The organism is Pseudarthrobacter sp. NKDBFgelt (assembly GCF_046097905.1).
GTDB classification, from domain to species: Bacteria; Actinomycetota; Actinomycetes; order Actinomycetales; family Micrococcaceae; genus Arthrobacter; species Arthrobacter polychromogenes.
On the sequence record NZ_JBJURL010000009.1, the window covers coordinates 72,498 to 87,144 of the forward strand.

16 protein-coding genes are annotated in these 14,647 nt (G+C 65.6%); 9 read left to right on the forward strand and 7 right to left on the reverse strand.

Going from position 1 to position 14,647, the window contains the following annotated elements:
* The 4 genes from ACKAE7_RS04175 to ACKAE7_RS04190 all read left to right on the forward strand — a co-directional run bounded on the left by ACKAE7_RS04175 (position 1) and on the right by ACKAE7_RS04190 (position 3,645).
* Positions 1–297 (forward strand): rhodanese-like domain-containing protein, encoded by a 297-nt coding sequence (locus ACKAE7_RS04175; RefSeq protein ID WP_188812082.1) that lies wholly within the window; start codon positions 1–3, stop codon positions 295–297.
* Between the two features lie 57 nt (positions 298–354).
* Positions 355–717: a thioredoxin gene (gene trxA / locus ACKAE7_RS04180; RefSeq protein ID WP_188812080.1), complete on the forward strand. Its 363-nt coding sequence runs from the start codon at positions 355–357 to the stop codon at positions 715–717.
* A 109-nt stretch (positions 718–826) separates the two neighbouring features.
* On the forward strand, positions 827–2,239 hold the full coding sequence (locus ACKAE7_RS04185; RefSeq protein WP_408978582.1) for an MBL fold metallo-hydrolase: 1,413 nt from the start codon (positions 827–829) through the stop codon (positions 2,237–2,239).
* A gap of 125 nt (positions 2,240–2,364) precedes the next feature.
* Positions 2,365–3,645, forward strand: coding sequence for an MFS transporter (locus ACKAE7_RS04190; RefSeq protein WP_408978583.1), 1,281 nt, complete (start codon positions 2,365–2,367; stop codon positions 3,643–3,645).
* A 28-nt stretch (positions 3,646–3,673) separates the two neighbouring features.
* Here ACKAE7_RS04190 and ACKAE7_RS04195 read toward each other — a convergent pair whose 3' ends face one another.
* Entirely contained in the window at positions 3,674–4,024 is a 351-nt protein-coding gene (locus ACKAE7_RS04195; RefSeq protein WP_229666476.1) for a helix-turn-helix transcriptional regulator, read from the reverse strand.
* Positions 4,025–4,123: 99 nt separating this feature from the next.
* Between ACKAE7_RS04195 and arsB the strand changes: the two genes are divergently transcribed.
* The 5 genes from arsB to ACKAE7_RS04220 all read left to right on the forward strand — a co-directional run bounded on the left by arsB (position 4,124) and on the right by ACKAE7_RS04220 (position 8,786).
* A complete protein-coding gene (arsB, locus tag ACKAE7_RS04200; protein WP_188812075.1) occupies positions 4,124–5,218 on the forward strand; it encodes an ACR3 family arsenite efflux transporter in 1,095 nt (364 codons plus the stop codon).
* 26 nt (positions 5,219–5,244) lie between these two features.
* On the forward strand, positions 5,245–5,667 hold the full coding sequence (locus ACKAE7_RS04205; protein ID WP_190612630.1) for an arsenate reductase ArsC: 423 nt from the start codon (positions 5,245–5,247) through the stop codon (positions 5,665–5,667).
* A 68-nt stretch (positions 5,668–5,735) separates the two neighbouring features.
* A complete protein-coding gene (gene trxB, locus ACKAE7_RS04210) occupies positions 5,736–6,713 on the forward strand; it encodes a thioredoxin-disulfide reductase (RefSeq protein ID WP_408978588.1) in 978 nt (325 codons plus the stop codon).
* 224 nt (positions 6,714–6,937) lie between these two features.
* Positions 6,938–8,314 (forward strand): FAD-dependent oxidoreductase, encoded by a 1,377-nt coding sequence (locus ACKAE7_RS04215; RefSeq protein WP_408978584.1) that lies wholly within the window; start codon positions 6,938–6,940, stop codon positions 8,312–8,314.
* Between the two features lie 31 nt (positions 8,315–8,345).
* The gene (locus ACKAE7_RS04220; protein WP_188812069.1) at positions 8,346–8,786 is read left to right on the forward strand and encodes a low molecular weight phosphatase family protein; all 441 of its coding nucleotides are present in this window, start codon (positions 8,346–8,348) and stop codon (positions 8,784–8,786) included.
* Between the two features lie 67 nt (positions 8,787–8,853).
* Here ACKAE7_RS04220 and ACKAE7_RS04225 read toward each other — a convergent pair whose 3' ends face one another.
* The 6 genes from ACKAE7_RS04225 to urtA form a co-directional block, all read right to left on the reverse strand.
* On the reverse strand, positions 8,854–9,240 hold the full coding sequence (locus ACKAE7_RS04225; protein WP_188812180.1) for a hypothetical protein: 387 nt from the start codon (positions 9,238–9,240) through the stop codon (positions 8,854–8,856).
* Positions 9,241–9,423: 183 nt separating this feature from the next.
* Positions 9,424–10,116 carry an urea ABC transporter ATP-binding subunit UrtE gene (gene urtE, locus ACKAE7_RS04230; protein ID WP_408978585.1) on the reverse strand — a complete coding sequence of 231 codons (693 nt, stop codon included), beginning with the start codon at positions 10,114–10,116 and terminating at the stop codon, positions 9,424–9,426.
* Positions 10,109–10,918, reverse strand: coding sequence for an urea ABC transporter ATP-binding protein UrtD (urtD, locus tag ACKAE7_RS04235; protein WP_408978586.1), 810 nt, complete (start codon positions 10,916–10,918; stop codon positions 10,109–10,111). The genes urtE and urtD overlap by 8 nt, the downstream gene beginning before the upstream one ends.
* The gene (gene urtC / locus ACKAE7_RS04240; RefSeq protein ID WP_188812063.1) at positions 10,915–12,075 is read right to left on the reverse strand and encodes an urea ABC transporter permease subunit UrtC; all 1,161 of its coding nucleotides are present in this window, start codon (positions 12,073–12,075) and stop codon (positions 10,915–10,917) included. Before urtC ends, urtD begins: the two co-directional genes overlap by 4 nt.
* Complete coding sequence (gene urtB / locus ACKAE7_RS04245; RefSeq protein WP_188731060.1) at positions 12,072–12,956, reverse strand: urea ABC transporter permease subunit UrtB; 885 nt, start codon at positions 12,954–12,956, stop codon at positions 12,072–12,074. Before urtB ends, urtC begins: the two co-directional genes overlap by 4 nt.
* A gap of 34 nt (positions 12,957–12,990) precedes the next feature.
* Complete coding sequence (gene urtA, locus ACKAE7_RS04250) at positions 12,991–14,256, reverse strand: urea ABC transporter substrate-binding protein (protein WP_190612627.1); 1,266 nt, start codon at positions 14,254–14,256, stop codon at positions 12,991–12,993.
* Between the last annotated feature and the right edge of the window lie 391 nt (positions 14,257–14,647).

Consider the following 14,647-nt stretch of genomic DNA (forward strand, 5'->3'; position numbering starts at 1 on the left):
ATGGCTGAAATCACCATCACCGAAGCAGAACAGCGTCGCTCCACCGCCCGCATCCTCGATGTCCGCGAGGACTTCGAGGTCGAGGAAGGCATGATCCCCGGCGCCCTGCACATCCCCATGGGCCAGCTGCAGACGCGCCTGTCCGAACTGGACCCCGCCGTCCCCGTCATTGCGGTCTGCCGCAGCGGCAACCGTTCAGCCCGCGTGGCCGACGCCCTCAACGGAGCTGGCTTCACCGCGGACACCATGGCCGGCGGAATGATCGCCTGGACCCGCGCCGGCCTCCCCACCACCTGACCCCTGCAGTTCCGTCAACCTTCACCCCAAACAACGCCCGAAAGGACACGAAAGACGATGGCAACCATCGACCTCACGGAACATAGCTTCGCCCAGACCCTGGAGAACAACGAGATCGTCTTCGTTGACTTCTGGGCGGCCTGGTGCGGCCCCTGCCGCATGTTCGCCCCCACCTACGGGAAGGCCGCCGAACGGCACCCGGACATCACCTTCGCCAAGGTTGACACGGAAGCCGAACAGGCGCTTGCCGCAGCAGCGAAGATCACCTCCATCCCCACGCTGATGGCCTTCAAGGACAAGACACTGGTCTTCTCCCAGCCTGGAGCCCTCAACGCCACCGGCCTGGAAGAAGTCATCCAGGCCGTCAAGAACTTGGACATGGACAAACTCCGGGCTGATGCAGCCCAGCAGCCCGCCTGACCCTGGCACGGATTGCCCGCGCACATCCGTCGTTGCGGTATACCCCCAGGGGTATTACACTTGAATCAACACCTCCCCCAAACACCTACTCCACGAAGGAGAGCACCAGATGCTTATCGAGCGTATTTACGATGAAGACCTCGCCCAGGCCAGCTACCTGATTGGCTGCCAGGCCAAGGGTGAAGCCATCGTGGTGGACGGCCGCCGCGACATCGCGGTGTACCAGGATCTTGCAGCAAAGAACGGCATGAAGATCGTGGCCGTCACCGAAACCCACATCCACGCCGACTACCTTTCCGGCACCCGTGAACTGGCCGCCGCCACCGGCGCGAAGATCTATGTCTCCGGCGAGGGCGGGCCGGACTGGCAGTACGAATTCGACGGCGAACGCCTCTACGACGGCGACGCCATCACCCTGGGCAATATCACCATCAAGGCCCTCCACACCCCCGGCCACACCCCCGAGCACCTGTCCTTCCTGGTGACCGACGGCGCCTTCAGCGACCAGCCTGGCTACCTGCTCTCGGGCGACTTCGTCTTCTCCGGCGACCTGGGCCGCCCGGACCTGCTGGACGAGGCAGCCGGCGGCATCGACACCCGCTTCGAAGGGGCCAAGCAGCTCTTCGCCAGCCTGCGGGACAAGTTCCTCACCCTCCCCGACTACGTCCAGGTCCACCCCGCCCACGGCGCCGGCAGCGCCTGCGGCAAGGCCCTGGGCGCCATCCCCTCCTCCACCGTGGGCTACGAGCGCCTCTACGCCTGGTGGGGCCCATACCTCGCCGCCAACGACGAACAGGGCTTCATCAACGAACTCCTCGACGGCCAGCCCGACGCCCACGCATACTTCGGCCGGATGAAGCGCGAGAACCGTGAAGGCCCGGCCATCATGGGCGAACGCACCCCGCTGCCCGAGCTCGCGCCCGGCATCGTCGCTGCAGGCCTGGCGGAGGACACCCTGACCTTCATCGACACCCGTTCCAACAGCGAGGTCCACGAAGGCACGGTAGCCCGCTCCCTGAACGTGCCGGCAGGCAAATCCGTGGCCAGCTACGGCGCCTGGGTGGTCAACCCCGAGGCGGACAAGAACCCGCTGGTACTGCTGGCACCGGACCAGGAAGCCGCCATGGACATGTGGGACCACCTGGTCCGCGTCGGCATCGACAATGTCGCAGGCTACCTCACCAGCATCGACGGGCTCCCCACGGCAACCCCCAAGCTCATCCAGCCGGAGGAACTCGACGGCTTTGACGCCGCCATGGTCCTGGACGTCCGCAACAAAACCGAGCACACCGCCGGGCACATCCCCGGCTCCCACCAGCTCAGCGGCGGCCGCGTCATGTGGCACCTGGACGAACTGCCGGCCAACGGAACAATCGTCACCTACTGCCAGTCCGGCGTCCGGAACTCCGTGGCAGCCAGCGCCCTGCGCCGGGCCGGGTACGACGTCGTCGAACTCGACGGCAGCTACGCCGCCTGGAACGCCTGGCAGCAGACGCGACAGAACGCCGTCTCAGCTAAGTAACCCCTAAGACCGCCCGGGCTGGTCCCCCCCTCCGGCCCGGGCAGCCCGGGTGCGCGCCCCCGCGCGCACCCGGGCAACCTTATGTCCCCCCGAATTCTGTCCCCACGACGAACGGAGCACTCCGCATGGAGGGCAGCATCCTCCCGCGCCATGACCGGGGATCGGCCGGTACCGTGCTGGGCCTACGGCAAAACCTGGCCCAGTTCATGCTCCTGGTGGCAGTCAACGCCCTGGTGGGCGGCACGCTGGGCCAAGAGCGCACTGTGCTGCCGCTGCTTGCAGACCAGGTCTTTGGCCTGGGCCAGTACACGGCAGCCCTGACGTACATCGTTGCGTTCGGTGTCGCCAAAGCTGCCACCAACTACTTCGCCGGAACACTCTCGGACCGCTACGGCCGGAAACCTGTGCTTGTGGCGGGCTGGCTCATTGCGCTCCCGGTCCCGCTCCTGCTGATCTTTGGTGATTCCTGGGGCCTGATCGTCGCGGCCAACGTGGTGCTGGGCATCAGCCAGGGCCTCACGTGGTCCACCACGGTGATGATGAAGATGGACCTTGTGGGCCCCGAACGCCGGGGACTGGCCATGGGACTCAACGAAGCCGCCGGCTACCTCGGCGTTGCCGGCACGGCGCTGGCCACCGGCTACATCGCCTCAAGCTTCGGCCTGCGGCCCTGGCCGTTCCTGCTTGGCGCAGCCTTCATCGCCATAGGCTTGGGGCTGTCCGTACTGACAGTGCGCGAGACACACCACCACGCCAAGGCCGAAGCCGCGGGCCATGTCTCCATCCATGCGGAAGCAGGGGCCGGCCTGGGCACCCGGGAAGTCTTTACGCTCACCAGCTTCCGGGACAGGTCCTTGTCCTCCATCAGCCAGGCCGGCCTGGTGAACAACCTCAACGACGGCCTGGCCTGGGGGCTGTTTCCTGTCCTCTTCGCCGCGGCGGGACTCGGTATTGAACACATCGGCATCCTCGCCGCGGCCTACCCGGCCGTGTGGGGTGCGGGGCAAATGGTCACGGGCCCCCTCTCGGACCGCATCGGCCGCAAACCGCTCATCGCCGGAGGCATGCTGGTCCAGGCCGCGGCACTGGCCATGGTCGCCGTCGGACAGGATTTCGGAACCTGGCTGGCCGCGCTGGTCCTGCTCGGCGCGGGCACGGCCATGGTCTATCCCACGCTCCTCGCGGCGATTGGCGACGTCGCCCATCCACTCTGGCGGGCACGTTCCGTGGGAATCTACCGGCTGTGGCGTGACGGCGGTTTCGCTGTGGGGGCCCTGCTTTCCGGGGTGCTTGCCGATGCTTACGGCATCCCGGCGGCTGTGCTTGCGGTTGCTGCCATCACCGCAGCATCCGGCCTCCTGGTGGCCGTGCGGATGCGCCGGACGGACCACCACCGGCGCGGCTGAGTTCAGCGCAGTGCATCCGGAGGCGCCGTTACAGCGCCGAAAGGATGCCGGCGATGTCGTCCATAACGCCGGGCACCAGCGAGTAGTAGGCCCAGGTGCCGCGTTTTTCCCGGTGCAGGATCCCGGCTTCCACCAGGATTTTCAGGTGGTGCGAAACTGTGGGCTGCCCCAGGTCCAGGGGCTCCGTCAGATCGCAGACGCAGGACTCCCCCGATGCCTCCGCCTTGACGATGGACAGCAAACGCAGGCGGTTGGGATCGGCCAGGGCCTTGAAGACCAGGGCTTTCTGCTGGGCCTCTTCGCTGCCCAGCACCGGCTTGTCCGAGGGAACGCAGCATGAAGCGTCGACGGCGGGAGCAGCAGGGTGGAGGAGGTTCATGACACCCATTATGCACATAGATTGACATTCATCGATATAGCTGGCAATACTTCCTATATCGACTTTCATCAATCTATTACCGAGCAGCGCAGGAGACCCGTGAGCACCCGGACCGAGATACCGCCCACCCAAGGGGAAGAGGCCGTCGTCGGCAAACTCTCCACCCTTGACCGCTTCCTCCCCGTGTGGATCATTGCCGCAATGGCCCTCGGCCTCCTGCTCGGAAACCTGGTCCCCGGCCTCAACATAGCCCTGGAAGCGGTGAAGGTGGGCGAAGTGTCGCTGCCCATCGCCGCAGGCCTGCTGGTCATGATGTACCCGGTCCTGGCGAAGGTCCGCTACGACCAGACCCGCCGCGTGATCGGTGACCGGAAGCTCATGATCTCCTCACTGGTGATCAACTGGCTCCTGGCCCCGGCGTTCATGTTCGTCCTGGCCTGGGTGTTCCTCGCGGACCTCCCCGAGTACCGGACCGGTTTGATCATCGTGGGCCTGGCCCGGTGCATCGCCATGGTGATGATCTGGAACGACCTCGCCTGCGGGGACAGGGAATCCGCCGCGGTCCTGGTGGCCATCAACTCCGTTTTCCAGGTGGTGGCCTTCGGTGCACTCGGCTGGTTCTACCTGCAGCTCCTGCCATCCTGGCTTGGCCTGCCCACCACCAGCGCGGATTTCTCGTTCTGGGCCATCACCCTCTCGGTGCTGATCTTCCTGGGCATCCCGCTGCTCGCCGGGTTCCTCACCCGCACCCTCGGCGAAAAAGCCAAGGGCCGCGACTGGTACGAGGGCACCTTCCTTCCCAAGCTCGGCCCGTGGGCGCTCTACGGACTGCTGTTCACCATCACCCTCCTCTTCGCCCTGCAGGGCGAAACCATCACCGCCCGCCCGCTGGACGTTGCCCGGATCGCCCTTCCGCTGCTGGTCTACTTCGTGGTGGTGTTCGGTGCCGGCATGCTGATCGGCAAATGGCTGGACCTCGGCTACGCCAAAACCACCACGCTCGCCTTCACTGCCGCGGGAAACAACTTCGAGCTGGCCATCGCCGTGGCGATTGGCACCTTCGGCGTGACGTCCGGGCAAGCCCTGGCCGGCGTCGTCGGCCCCTTGATTGAAGTGCCGGCACTTGTTGCACTTGTATACGCCGCACTGTGGGCGCGAAAGCGTTTCTTCACCCCCGCCACCGCTTCCCTCTGACCACCGCCACACCCCGGGAGAACACCATGACCACCGAAACCGCCAAGAAGCCCTCCGTCCTGTTCGTCTGCGTCCACAACGCAGGCCGCTCCCAGATGGCCGCCGCCTTCCTCACCAGCCTCTCCAAGGGCGCCATCGAGGTGCGCTCCGCAGGCTCCCAGCCTGCGGAGCAGATCAACCCCTCCGCCGTCGAGGCGATGGCGGAGGTGGGCATCGACATGTCCGCGGAGGTCCCCAAAGTCCTGACCACCGAGGCCGTGAAGGAATCCGACGTCGTCATCACCATGGGCTGCGGCGACGAATGCCCGTACTTCCCGGGCAAGCGCTACGAGGACTGGGTCCTGGAGGACCCGGCCGGCAAGGGCGTGGAGTCCGTCCGCCCCATCCGCGACGAGATCAGGGGCCGGATCGAGGACCTGATCGCTTCCCTGACCCCCGCCGCCAAATAACTTCCCAAGAGCATCAGGAGATTCCCGTGAGCGAGACCGCGAACGCAGAGAGCGTCAAGGCAGAGACCGTGACCACAGAACAGCTGATCATCATCGGTTCCGGCCCTGCCGGCTACACCGCCGCCATCTACGCCGCCCGCGCCGGGCTGGAGCCCCTGGTCCTGGCCGGCTCGGTCACCGCCGGCGGGGCACTGATGAACACCACGGAAGTGGAGAACTTCCCAGGCTTCCCGGGCGGCATCCAAGGCCCCGAACTGATGGACGGGCTGCAGCAGCAGGCGGAAAAGTTCGGCGCAAAGGTAGTGTTCGACGACGTCACGGAGGTTGCGCTGTCAGGTCACCTCAAGCGCGTGGTCACCGGCGGCGGCGACGTGCACGAGGCGCCCGCCGTCATCCTCGCCACCGGCTCCGCCTACAAGGAGCTCGGACTGCCGGAGGAGAAGAAGCTCAGCGGCCACGGTGTGTCCTGGTGCGCCACCTGCGACGGGTTCTTCTTCCGCGAGCAGGACATCATTGTGGTGGGCGGCGGGGATTCGGCCATGGAGGAGGCGATGTTCCTGACCCGGTTCGGCAAGTCCGTCACCGTCGTGGTCCGCAAGGGTGAGCTGCGCGCCTCCCGGATCATGGCGCAGCGGGCCAAGGACAACCCCAAGATCAGCTTCGCATGGAACTCGGCCATCACCGCCATCCACGGTGACAGCAAGGTCAGCGGCGTCACGCTCACCGACACCCGCACCGGGGACACCCGGGAACAGGCCGCCACGGGCATTTTCGTTGCGATAGGCCACGTCCCGCGCACCGAACTGGTGGCCGGGCAGGTGGACCTGGACGAGGAGGGCTACATCAAGGTGGACGCCCCCACCACCGTCACCAACCTCTCAGGCGTCTTTGCGTGCGGGGACGCCGTGGACCACCGCTACCGGCAGGCCATCACCGCCGCCGGCACCGGCTGCGCCGCTGCCCTCGACGCGGAACGCTACCTCGCAGCGCTCGAGGACGCGGACAGCATCGCCACCGCCCTGGTGGAAGAACCTACCCACGCCTAGAAACACTCTCAGGGGAGGGGGTGAGCTGAATGAGAACAGGATGCTGCGGCGACTCCGGTTGCTGCGACGACGATTCCTGCACTGACCAGGACTGCTGCTGAACCCAGCACGCACCCTCCCCAACTAGGTAGCAGCAAGTGTCGTTATGGGCCCTCAAAACGACACCTACTGCTACCTAGTTGGGCCGCCCACCGCGTAAACCTACGGATGAAACAGAGGACACCATGGACGCAGCACAGAACCTTCCCGTAGCCGTGATCGGCGCCGGACCCGTGGGGCTGGCCGCGGCGGCCCACCTGCTGGAGCGCGGCCTTGAGCCGCTCATCCTCGAGGCAGGCACGACGGCGGGAGCGGCCATTGACCAGTGGCGGCACATCCGCCTGTTCTCGCCGTGGCGGTTCAACCTTGACGCCGCGGCTGTGCGCCTGCTGGAATCCTCCGGATGGGAGGCCCCCCGCCCCACCGCGCTGCCGTACGGCGGGGAACTCGTGGACAATTATCTGGCACCGCTGGCTGCGCTGCCGGAGATTGCATCCCGGCTGCAGACCGGAGCCCGCGTGGTCGCCGTGACCCGGGCGGGGATGGACAAGACCCACACCCGCAACCGGGACACCACCCCCTTTACCGTCCGGGTGGAGCACGCGGACGGTGAAACCCGGGACCACACCGTTGCCGCCGTCATCGACGCGTCCGGAACCTGGTCCCGCCGCAACCCGTTGGGCACCTCCGGCCTTCCCGCCATCGGCGAGGACACTGCAGCGGACCGCATCTCCGCTCCGCTGCCGGACGTTACAGGCCGGGACCGGGCGGCGTTCGCCGGACGCCGCGTCCTGGTGGTGGGCGCCGGCCACTCCGCCGCCAATACGCTGACCAGCCTCGCCGACCTCGCCAGGGAAGAGCCGGAGACCCGGATCCTCTGGGCCGTCCGCAGCGACTCGGCGGCGAAAGTCTACGGCGGCGGCGACGCCGACGGCCTTCCTGCCCGTGGACAGCTCGGCGGCCGCGTCCGGCGCTTGGTGGAGGCAGGAAAAATCGAACTCCACACCGGCTTCGGCATCAGCTCACTGAAGTCCCTCGACTCCCATGTGACGGTGGAAGCCGCAGATGGCCGGACCCTTGATGCCGACGTCGTGGTCCCCTGCACCGGGTTCCGCCCCGACCTGGACATCCTCCGCGAAATCCGGCTGGAACTTGACCCCGCCGTCGAGGCTCCCCGTGAGCTGGGCCCGCTGATCGACCCGGAATTCCACTCCTGCGGCACCGTCCCTCCGCACGGTGCCAGGCTCCTCGCCCACCCGGACAAGGACTTCTATATCGTGGGCATGAAGTCCTACGGCCGGGCACCCACCTTCCTCCTCGCCACCGGGTACGAGCAGGTCCGCTCGGTGGTGGCCGCCCTGGCCGGGGACCGCGAGGCCGCCGACATAGTCCAGCTGGAACTTCCCGAGACCGGCGTCTGCTCCACGGACGCGGGCAGCAGCTGCGACGTCCCGGCCGCAGCAACAGCAGCCGGGCCAGATGCCGGCTGCTGCGCAGCCCCCGAGCCCGTCCTGGTGGGCTTTCCCACCGGGCTTTCCCACGGCCGCTCCGGCGGCAACTAGATCCCTGAACATCGACCTCCGGAGCAGCGCCATGTCCAACCCGAGCCACCAGGCACCCACGTCCAACAAACCCGCCGTCCTCTTTGTCTGCAGCAAGAACGGCGGCAAATCCCAGCTCGCCGCCGGCCTGATGAACCAGGTGGCCAACGGGAAAGTCACCGTGTACTCGGCCGGCACCAAGCCGGGAAAGTCCCTGAACCCCCAGGCCGTGGAGTCGCTCACCGAGCTGGGCATCGACATCAGCGGCGAACACCCCAAGCCTGTTACCGAGGACGTCCTGGACGCTGTGGACGCCGTGATCGTGCTGGGGACGGAAGCGAAACTGGAGCCCCGCGAGGGAACGCGTTTCGAGGTGTGGGAAACCGACGAGCCGTCGGAGCGCGGCATCGAGGGTATGGAGCGCATGCGCCTGGTGCGCGACGACATCAGGTCGCGCGTTCGTGACCTCTATGAAGAGCTGACTGCCGGCTAGCAGCAGAACGTTCCCCGGCAGCGGGGCGCCCGGCCGCTGCGGCCACCGTGCGGTACCTGCGGCCGGTTTACCCCATCGCGGGGGCGGCGGCGGTCCGTCCGGCAAACTGGCGGCGTGCCCAGCGGGCCAGCTTCTTGCCCTTGCCCTTCCACCAGTTGTCCTCGTCCTTGTCGTGGTGCAGGCGGAAGATGATGGCCACCAGCACGAACATGCCCATAACCACATCGATCCAGGACCACAGCACCAGGGCGATGAGCACCGTCAGTCCGTTCACGATGATGGACGGGACGGCCAGGGTGCGGAAGACCGTGCTGGCCAGGTAGCGCCGATGGGACCTCGGGACGGACAGTGCGCGCACCATATCAAAGCAGACACACACCACCACCACCGTCTGACCGATGGCCAGCAGCATCTGGCCGGGAAGCGAGCCGCTGAACGCTGCCACCGACTCCATCCCCGGGCTCATCGGTGCCCCTCAACGGCAGGGCGGCAAGAAGCGAAACCACACATGGAAAACCCCCAGAAACCTTGGAACCACTGCTGCTGATCCAGCAGTGGTTCCATTGAAGTTTCCGGGGGCTCCTGCGGTCACGAGTAGTGGGTACTCTATTTCCGGCCGGCTCACAGTTCCCGGTACTTAAATGAGCATTGCTTTCCGAACGTCAGCCGCGGATCCGGCGCCGCCGGCCCCTGATGACGAAACCCTTCCGGCTGAGAGGACGCAGTAGCTGTCCGCGGCCTGCAGTGCAAAGCCAATGTGCTGCTCCACCAGGAGGATACTCATTCCGTTGCGTTGGGACAGCTGGATAATGGTCGCTTCGATCTCGGCCACGATGTTCGGCTGGATGCCCTCGGTGGGCTCATCAAGGATCAGCAGGCGCGGATCCGTGATGAGTGCCCGGGAGATGGCAAGCTGCTGCCGCTGACCGCCCGAGAGCAGCCCCGCCCGCCGTGCCAGCAGTGGCCGCAGCGCCGGAAACATGTCCAGCGCCTCAGCCACGCGCTCGGCGCCGTTCCTGCGCCCGTCTGCTACGAGCTGCAGGTTTTCCATGACGGACAACTGCCCGAACGACTGCTGGCCCTGCGGCACATAGGCCATTCCACGGTCCACCCGCCGGTGCGGGGGAAGAGCCGAGATGTCCTCGCCGTCAAGGCAGATGCGCCCCGCCATGGGTTTGAGAAGCCCGACGACGGCGCGCATCAGCGTTGTCTTGCCGGCGCCGTTGTGCCCCAGGACAGAGACAACGGCTCCGTCCGGGACGGTCAGGCTGACCCCGGAGATTACCTGGGTGCGGCCGTACCCGGTCTGCAGATTTTCAATATCAAGCACCGGCGGCCTCCACTCCAGAGGACCCCAGGTAAACGTCCTGCACCTTTTTGTCAGCCTGCACCTGCGCCACGCTTCCTTCACTGAGGACCTTGCCCGCTGCGAGGACAGTGACCGACGTTGCGTACTCCCTGACGAAGTCCATGTCGTGTTCAACCACTACGGTGATTCGGCTGGCGGCGATCCGGCGCAGCAGCTCCCCGGTTTCCCCGCGCTCATCCTGGCTCATCCCCGCGATTGGCTCGTCCAGCAGGAGGACGTCCGAATTCTGGACCAGAAGCATCCCGATCTCCAGCCACTGCTTTTGTCCGTGGGCGAGGATACCCGCCATTTTCCCCGTCGCACCTTCGAGTCCAATGATCTCCAGCGCTTCTTCCACGGCCGGATCCACGGTCTTGCGGCGCCGGAGCATTCGAAGCGGCCCGCGGCCGGCGCCAGCAGCGATGTCAAGGTTTTGGAGTACGGAAAGATTCTCGAAAACACTGGCCGTTTGGAACGTGCGCCCCACGCCCAGCCGGGCGACCTGATGCACCTTGCGGCCAAGAATCTCCGTGCCGGTGTGGTTCACCGACCCCGTGGCAGGGACCAGCCCGGTGATCGCATCGATCACGGTGGTCTTCCCGGCGCCGTTCGGACCGATCAAGAACCGCAGGTCGCCCTGGACCACATCGAGGTTGACGTTGTCCACGGCGAGGAACCCGTCAAAGGAAACGGACAGACGGCGGACTTCCAGGTACTTCGGCCGGCCATGGCGAAGCCCTCCGGCGCGCGGCTCACCGTCAGGGAGCAGGGTGGGCGTGGTCATCTGCGGGCCTCCTCAGGCATGGCGGCTTCCTCTTCGGGTTTAAGCAGTGCTGCCGGGGACGCAGGTGCCGGGGCAACCGGCAGCGCCGGCGTTGATGCTGCCGTGCGGAACTTGCCCCGCCTGCCGATCAGAGACGGCAAAGAGGCCAGCCCGCCCGGCATGAAGCCGATGACCAGGATGAACAGCAGTCCCTGGAAGTACACCCAGAAGGAGGGAAAGGTAGAGGACAGGGCGGACTGGGCGGCGGCGACGCTCACGGCACCAAGCACCGGTCCGAGGAGCGTGGCCCGGCCGCCGATTGCCACGCCGATAAGGAATGCGATGGAAGGGATCACGCCTACATCCGCCGGGGAGATGATGCCGACGAGCGGTACGAACAACGCACCTGCAATGCCCGCCAGGACAGCGGCAACCACGTACGTGACCGTTTTGATGGTGGCCGGGTCATAGCCCAGGAAGCGGACACGTTCCTCCTGGTCCCGGACTGCAACGAGCAGCTCCCCGAACCTGCTGTGCATGAGCTGCCGTGCAAGGGCAATGGACAGCAGGAGCACTACTGCCGCGATCAGGTACAGCATTACCTTGTTGTTGGGGTCCTTCAGGTCAAAGCCGAAAAACGACCGGAACCCGCTGAGCCCGTTCGAACCACCGGTGGTGGCCTGTTGGCCGATCAGGAACACCGCGAAAGCGGCTGCCAGGGCCTGGCTGAGGATTGCGAAGTAGGCGCCTTTGACGCGGCGCTTGAAGACTGCAAGGCCCAGGACGAGGGCTACCAGCCCCGGTATCAGCACCACCGCCAGCAGCGTCACAACGGGGCTCCGGAACGGTTCCCACCAGCCCGGCACCTCGCCGCTGCCGTACAGGGACATGAAGTCCGGCACTCCGGACCCTCCGAAGAGCGAGGCGTCCGCCAGCTTCATGTGCATGGCCATGATGTAGGCGCCAAGCCCGAAAAACACCCCCTGGCCCAGTGTCAGCATCCCGCCCCGTCCCCACGCCAGGCCTATCCCCACTGCCACGATCGCGAAACAGAGGAACTTCCCCAGCAGGCCCAGGCTGAACACCGGAAGCACCGCGGGGGCAACTCCCAGCAACAGGAGCGCGCCGAGAGTGAATCCGGCCGCGGTACCCAACCGTCCGCGCAGCAGGCCCATCATGCCAGGCTCCTCGTCTTGAGGCTGAAGATGCCCTGCGGCCGAAGCTGGAGGAACACCACGATCACTATCAGGATGAGGACCTTGCCAATGCTTGCTGTCGTCGAATATTCGAAGACGGACTGCAGCACTCCCAGGGCGAACGCCGCGATGACAGCCCCCTTGACCTGGCCTATGCCGCCGGCTACTACCACCAGGAAGGCATCCACAATGTAGCTGGTGCCGAGGTAGGGGCTCGTTGAACCTATGAGGGTAACGGCCACGCCGGCTACTCCGGCCAGGCCGGAGCCGATGAAGAACGTCAACTGGTCGCTGCGCCGGGTTGAAATGCCGCTGGTTTCTGCCAGGTCCCTGTTCAGCACAACAGCCCGGATGCGGCGGCCCAGCGGCGTTCCCCTGAGGAGGAGGACCAGGCCGGCCAGGCACAACAATGAGAGCGCCAGGATAAAGAGCCGGGTCAGCGGGATCGGCGCGCCCAGCACCTCGATGTTTCCCTGCAGCCAGGCTGGTGCGCGCACATCAACGCTGGGTGCGCCGAAGATGTCCCGTGCTGCCTGCTGCAGGACGAGCGCCACCCCGAAGGTGACCAGGAGCGTGTCCAGGGGCCGGTGATACATGCGGCGCAACAGCACCGCTTCCAGAACCAGCCCCAGGACACCGCCCACCAGGAAACCCGCGGGAATTGAAACCAGCAGTGAAACGCCGGCGTCCGCGATGGCCTGCTGGACCACGAAGGCCGTGTAGGCCCCGGCCATCATGAACTCGCCGTGGGCCATGTTGATGACCCCCATCTGGCCGAACGTCAGCGACAGTCCCAGTGCCGCGAGGAGCAGCACGGAACCGAGGCTGAGCCCGGCGAACATCTGCCCTATCAGGAGTTCCATTCCAGCAGGCCTTTCTTCGCTATGTCCCCGGCTGCTACTTGGCCAGGTCCTTGGCCCAGTCATAGGTGGCCAGGAACGGGTCCGGTTCAACTGCCTCGGGCGAGGACCAGACCGTGTCGATGAGGCCCTCAGAATTGATCTTTCCGATCCGGGGGGTCTTGGTGATGTGGTTGTTCTCCCCGTTTACTGTCACAAGGCCTTCGGGTGCTTCGAAAGTGACGCCGTCAGCAGCGGCCTGCACCTGGTCCACCTCAAATGACCCGGCCTTCTCCACCATGGCTTTCCAGAGGTACAGCGAGGTGTAAGCAGCCTCCATGGGGTCGCTCGTCACCCGCTCAGCGCCGAACTTCGCTTTGAAGGCGGCCACGAATTTTTTGTTGGCCGGGGTGTCCAGGGTCTGGTAGTAGTCCCATGCGGTCAACTGCCCTTCCACATTGTCCAGGCCGACCCCGGGGACTTCCTCCTCGGCTATGGAAACCGAGACGACGGGCATGGTGTCCGCTGTCAGGCCAACGCTTTTGTACTGGCGGAAGAACGCCACGTTGCTGTCTCCATTGAGGGTATTGAAGACTGCATCGGCCTTCGAATCCCGGACTTTGTTGACAATGGTGGAGAATTCCGTGGAGCCAAGGGGGGTGTACTCTTCCCCAAGGATTTCGATGCCCTTGGCGGCGGCGTAGGCCTGGATGATCTTGTTGGCCGTCCGCGGGAAGACGTAGTCGCTGCCTACCAGGAAAAGCGACGTAGTTCCCTGCTCGGCCAGGTAGTCAAGGGCCGGAATAATCTGCTGGTTGGTGGTGGCCCCGGTGTAGAAGATGTTCTCCGATGACTCCAGGCCTTCATACTGCACCGGATAGAACAGCAGTGCGTCGTTGGCTTCGAAGACGGGAAGCATGGCCTTGCGGCTTGACGAGGTCCAGCCGCCGAATACGGCCGCGGTGCAATCCTGCTGGATCAGTTTTCCGGCGCGCTCGGCGAACTTCGTCGGTTCGCTGGCGCCGTCCTCACTGACCACTTGGAGCTGTTTGCCCAGGACGCCGCCGGATGCGTTTATTTCCTCGGCAGCCAGGGTCAGGGAGTCGAACACTGTGCTTTCGCTGATGGCCATGGTGCCGGACAAGGAATTGATGAAGCCCACTTTGATGCTGTCGCCCGAGGTGTCCACACAGGACGTACCGGTGCTGGCCGTGGAGCCCGCGGATGCCGGATCCGCAATTTGACTGCCGCAGCCCGCCAAAGCTGTGGCCACGGCTGCCGCCGCAAGGGGAAGGAAAGCGCGCTTGTGAACCGAAACCTTCATGTGTACCTGCTTCTCACTCCGCCGCTGCCTGGGGCAGCGGCTCGCCTCCGAGGTCCCGGGAAGAGACCCCTTGCGATGAATGTAGGAGCGGATTGTTTCGGTTTCGCGGCGGTTGGTTTCTGAACCGTTTCGTCCCGGTTCATGGTGGCTGCCCAGATGCAGGTGTCCGCGGGAAAAGCGGCCTGATGGCCCGGAATGGATGGAATGAAAGTTAACGTGGGGGAAACGTTCCGGGCCGTAATCTTGGCCCGTTGGGCGGACATAAACCAGGGGACCGTTGATGGCCAGGGTCCACCGGCGGTTCCTTCAGGCGCAGTACCTACCTGCCGATGGCACGCGGCCGCCACAGCACCACGGCCTGCGACCGCGTGCCATCGGCAGGTAGGTACTG

What these genes read in the sequence shown, in the direction of transcription:
- ACKAE7_RS04175 (WP_188812082.1), top strand. Translation starts at nt 1, where the DNA reads ATGGCTGAAATCACCATCACCGAAGCAGAACAGCGTCGCTCCACCGCC.
- trxA (WP_188812080.1), top strand. Translation starts at nt 355, where the DNA reads ATGGCAACCATCGACCTCACGGAACATAGCTTCGCCCAGACCCTGGAG.
- ACKAE7_RS04185 (WP_408978582.1), top strand. Translation starts at nt 827, where the DNA reads ATGCTTATCGAGCGTATTTACGATGAAGACCTCGCCCAGGCCAGCTAC.
- ACKAE7_RS04190 (WP_408978583.1), top strand. Translation starts at nt 2,365, where the DNA reads ATGGAGGGCAGCATCCTCCCGCGCCATGACCGGGGATCGGCCGGTACC.
- ACKAE7_RS04195 (WP_229666476.1), bottom strand. Translation starts at nt 4,024, where the DNA reads ATGAACCTCCTCCACCCTGCTGCTCCCGCCGTCGACGCTTCATGCTGC.
- ACKAE7_RS04205 (WP_190612630.1), top strand. Translation starts at nt 5,245, where the DNA reads ATGACCACCGAAACCGCCAAGAAGCCCTCCGTCCTGTTCGTCTGCGTC.
- ACKAE7_RS04215 (WP_408978584.1), top strand. Translation starts at nt 6,938, where the DNA reads ATGGACGCAGCACAGAACCTTCCCGTAGCCGTGATCGGCGCCGGACCC.
- ACKAE7_RS04220 (WP_188812069.1), top strand. Translation starts at nt 8,346, where the DNA reads ATGTCCAACCCGAGCCACCAGGCACCCACGTCCAACAAACCCGCCGTC.
- ACKAE7_RS04225 (WP_188812180.1), bottom strand. Translation starts at nt 9,240, where the DNA reads ATGGAGTCGGTGGCAGCGTTCAGCGGCTCGCTTCCCGGCCAGATGCTG.
- urtD (WP_408978586.1), bottom strand. Translation starts at nt 10,918, where the DNA reads ATGACCACGCCCACCCTGCTCCCTGACGGTGAGCCGCGCGCCGGAGGG.
- urtC (WP_188812063.1), bottom strand. Translation starts at nt 12,075, where the DNA reads ATGATGGGCCTGCTGCGCGGACGGTTGGGTACCGCGGCCGGATTCACT.
- urtB (WP_188731060.1), bottom strand. Translation starts at nt 12,956, where the DNA reads ATGGAACTCCTGATAGGGCAGATGTTCGCCGGGCTCAGCCTCGGTTCC.
- urtA (WP_190612627.1), bottom strand. Translation starts at nt 14,256, where the DNA reads ATGAAGGTTTCGGTTCACAAGCGCGCTTTCCTTCCCCTTGCGGCGGCA.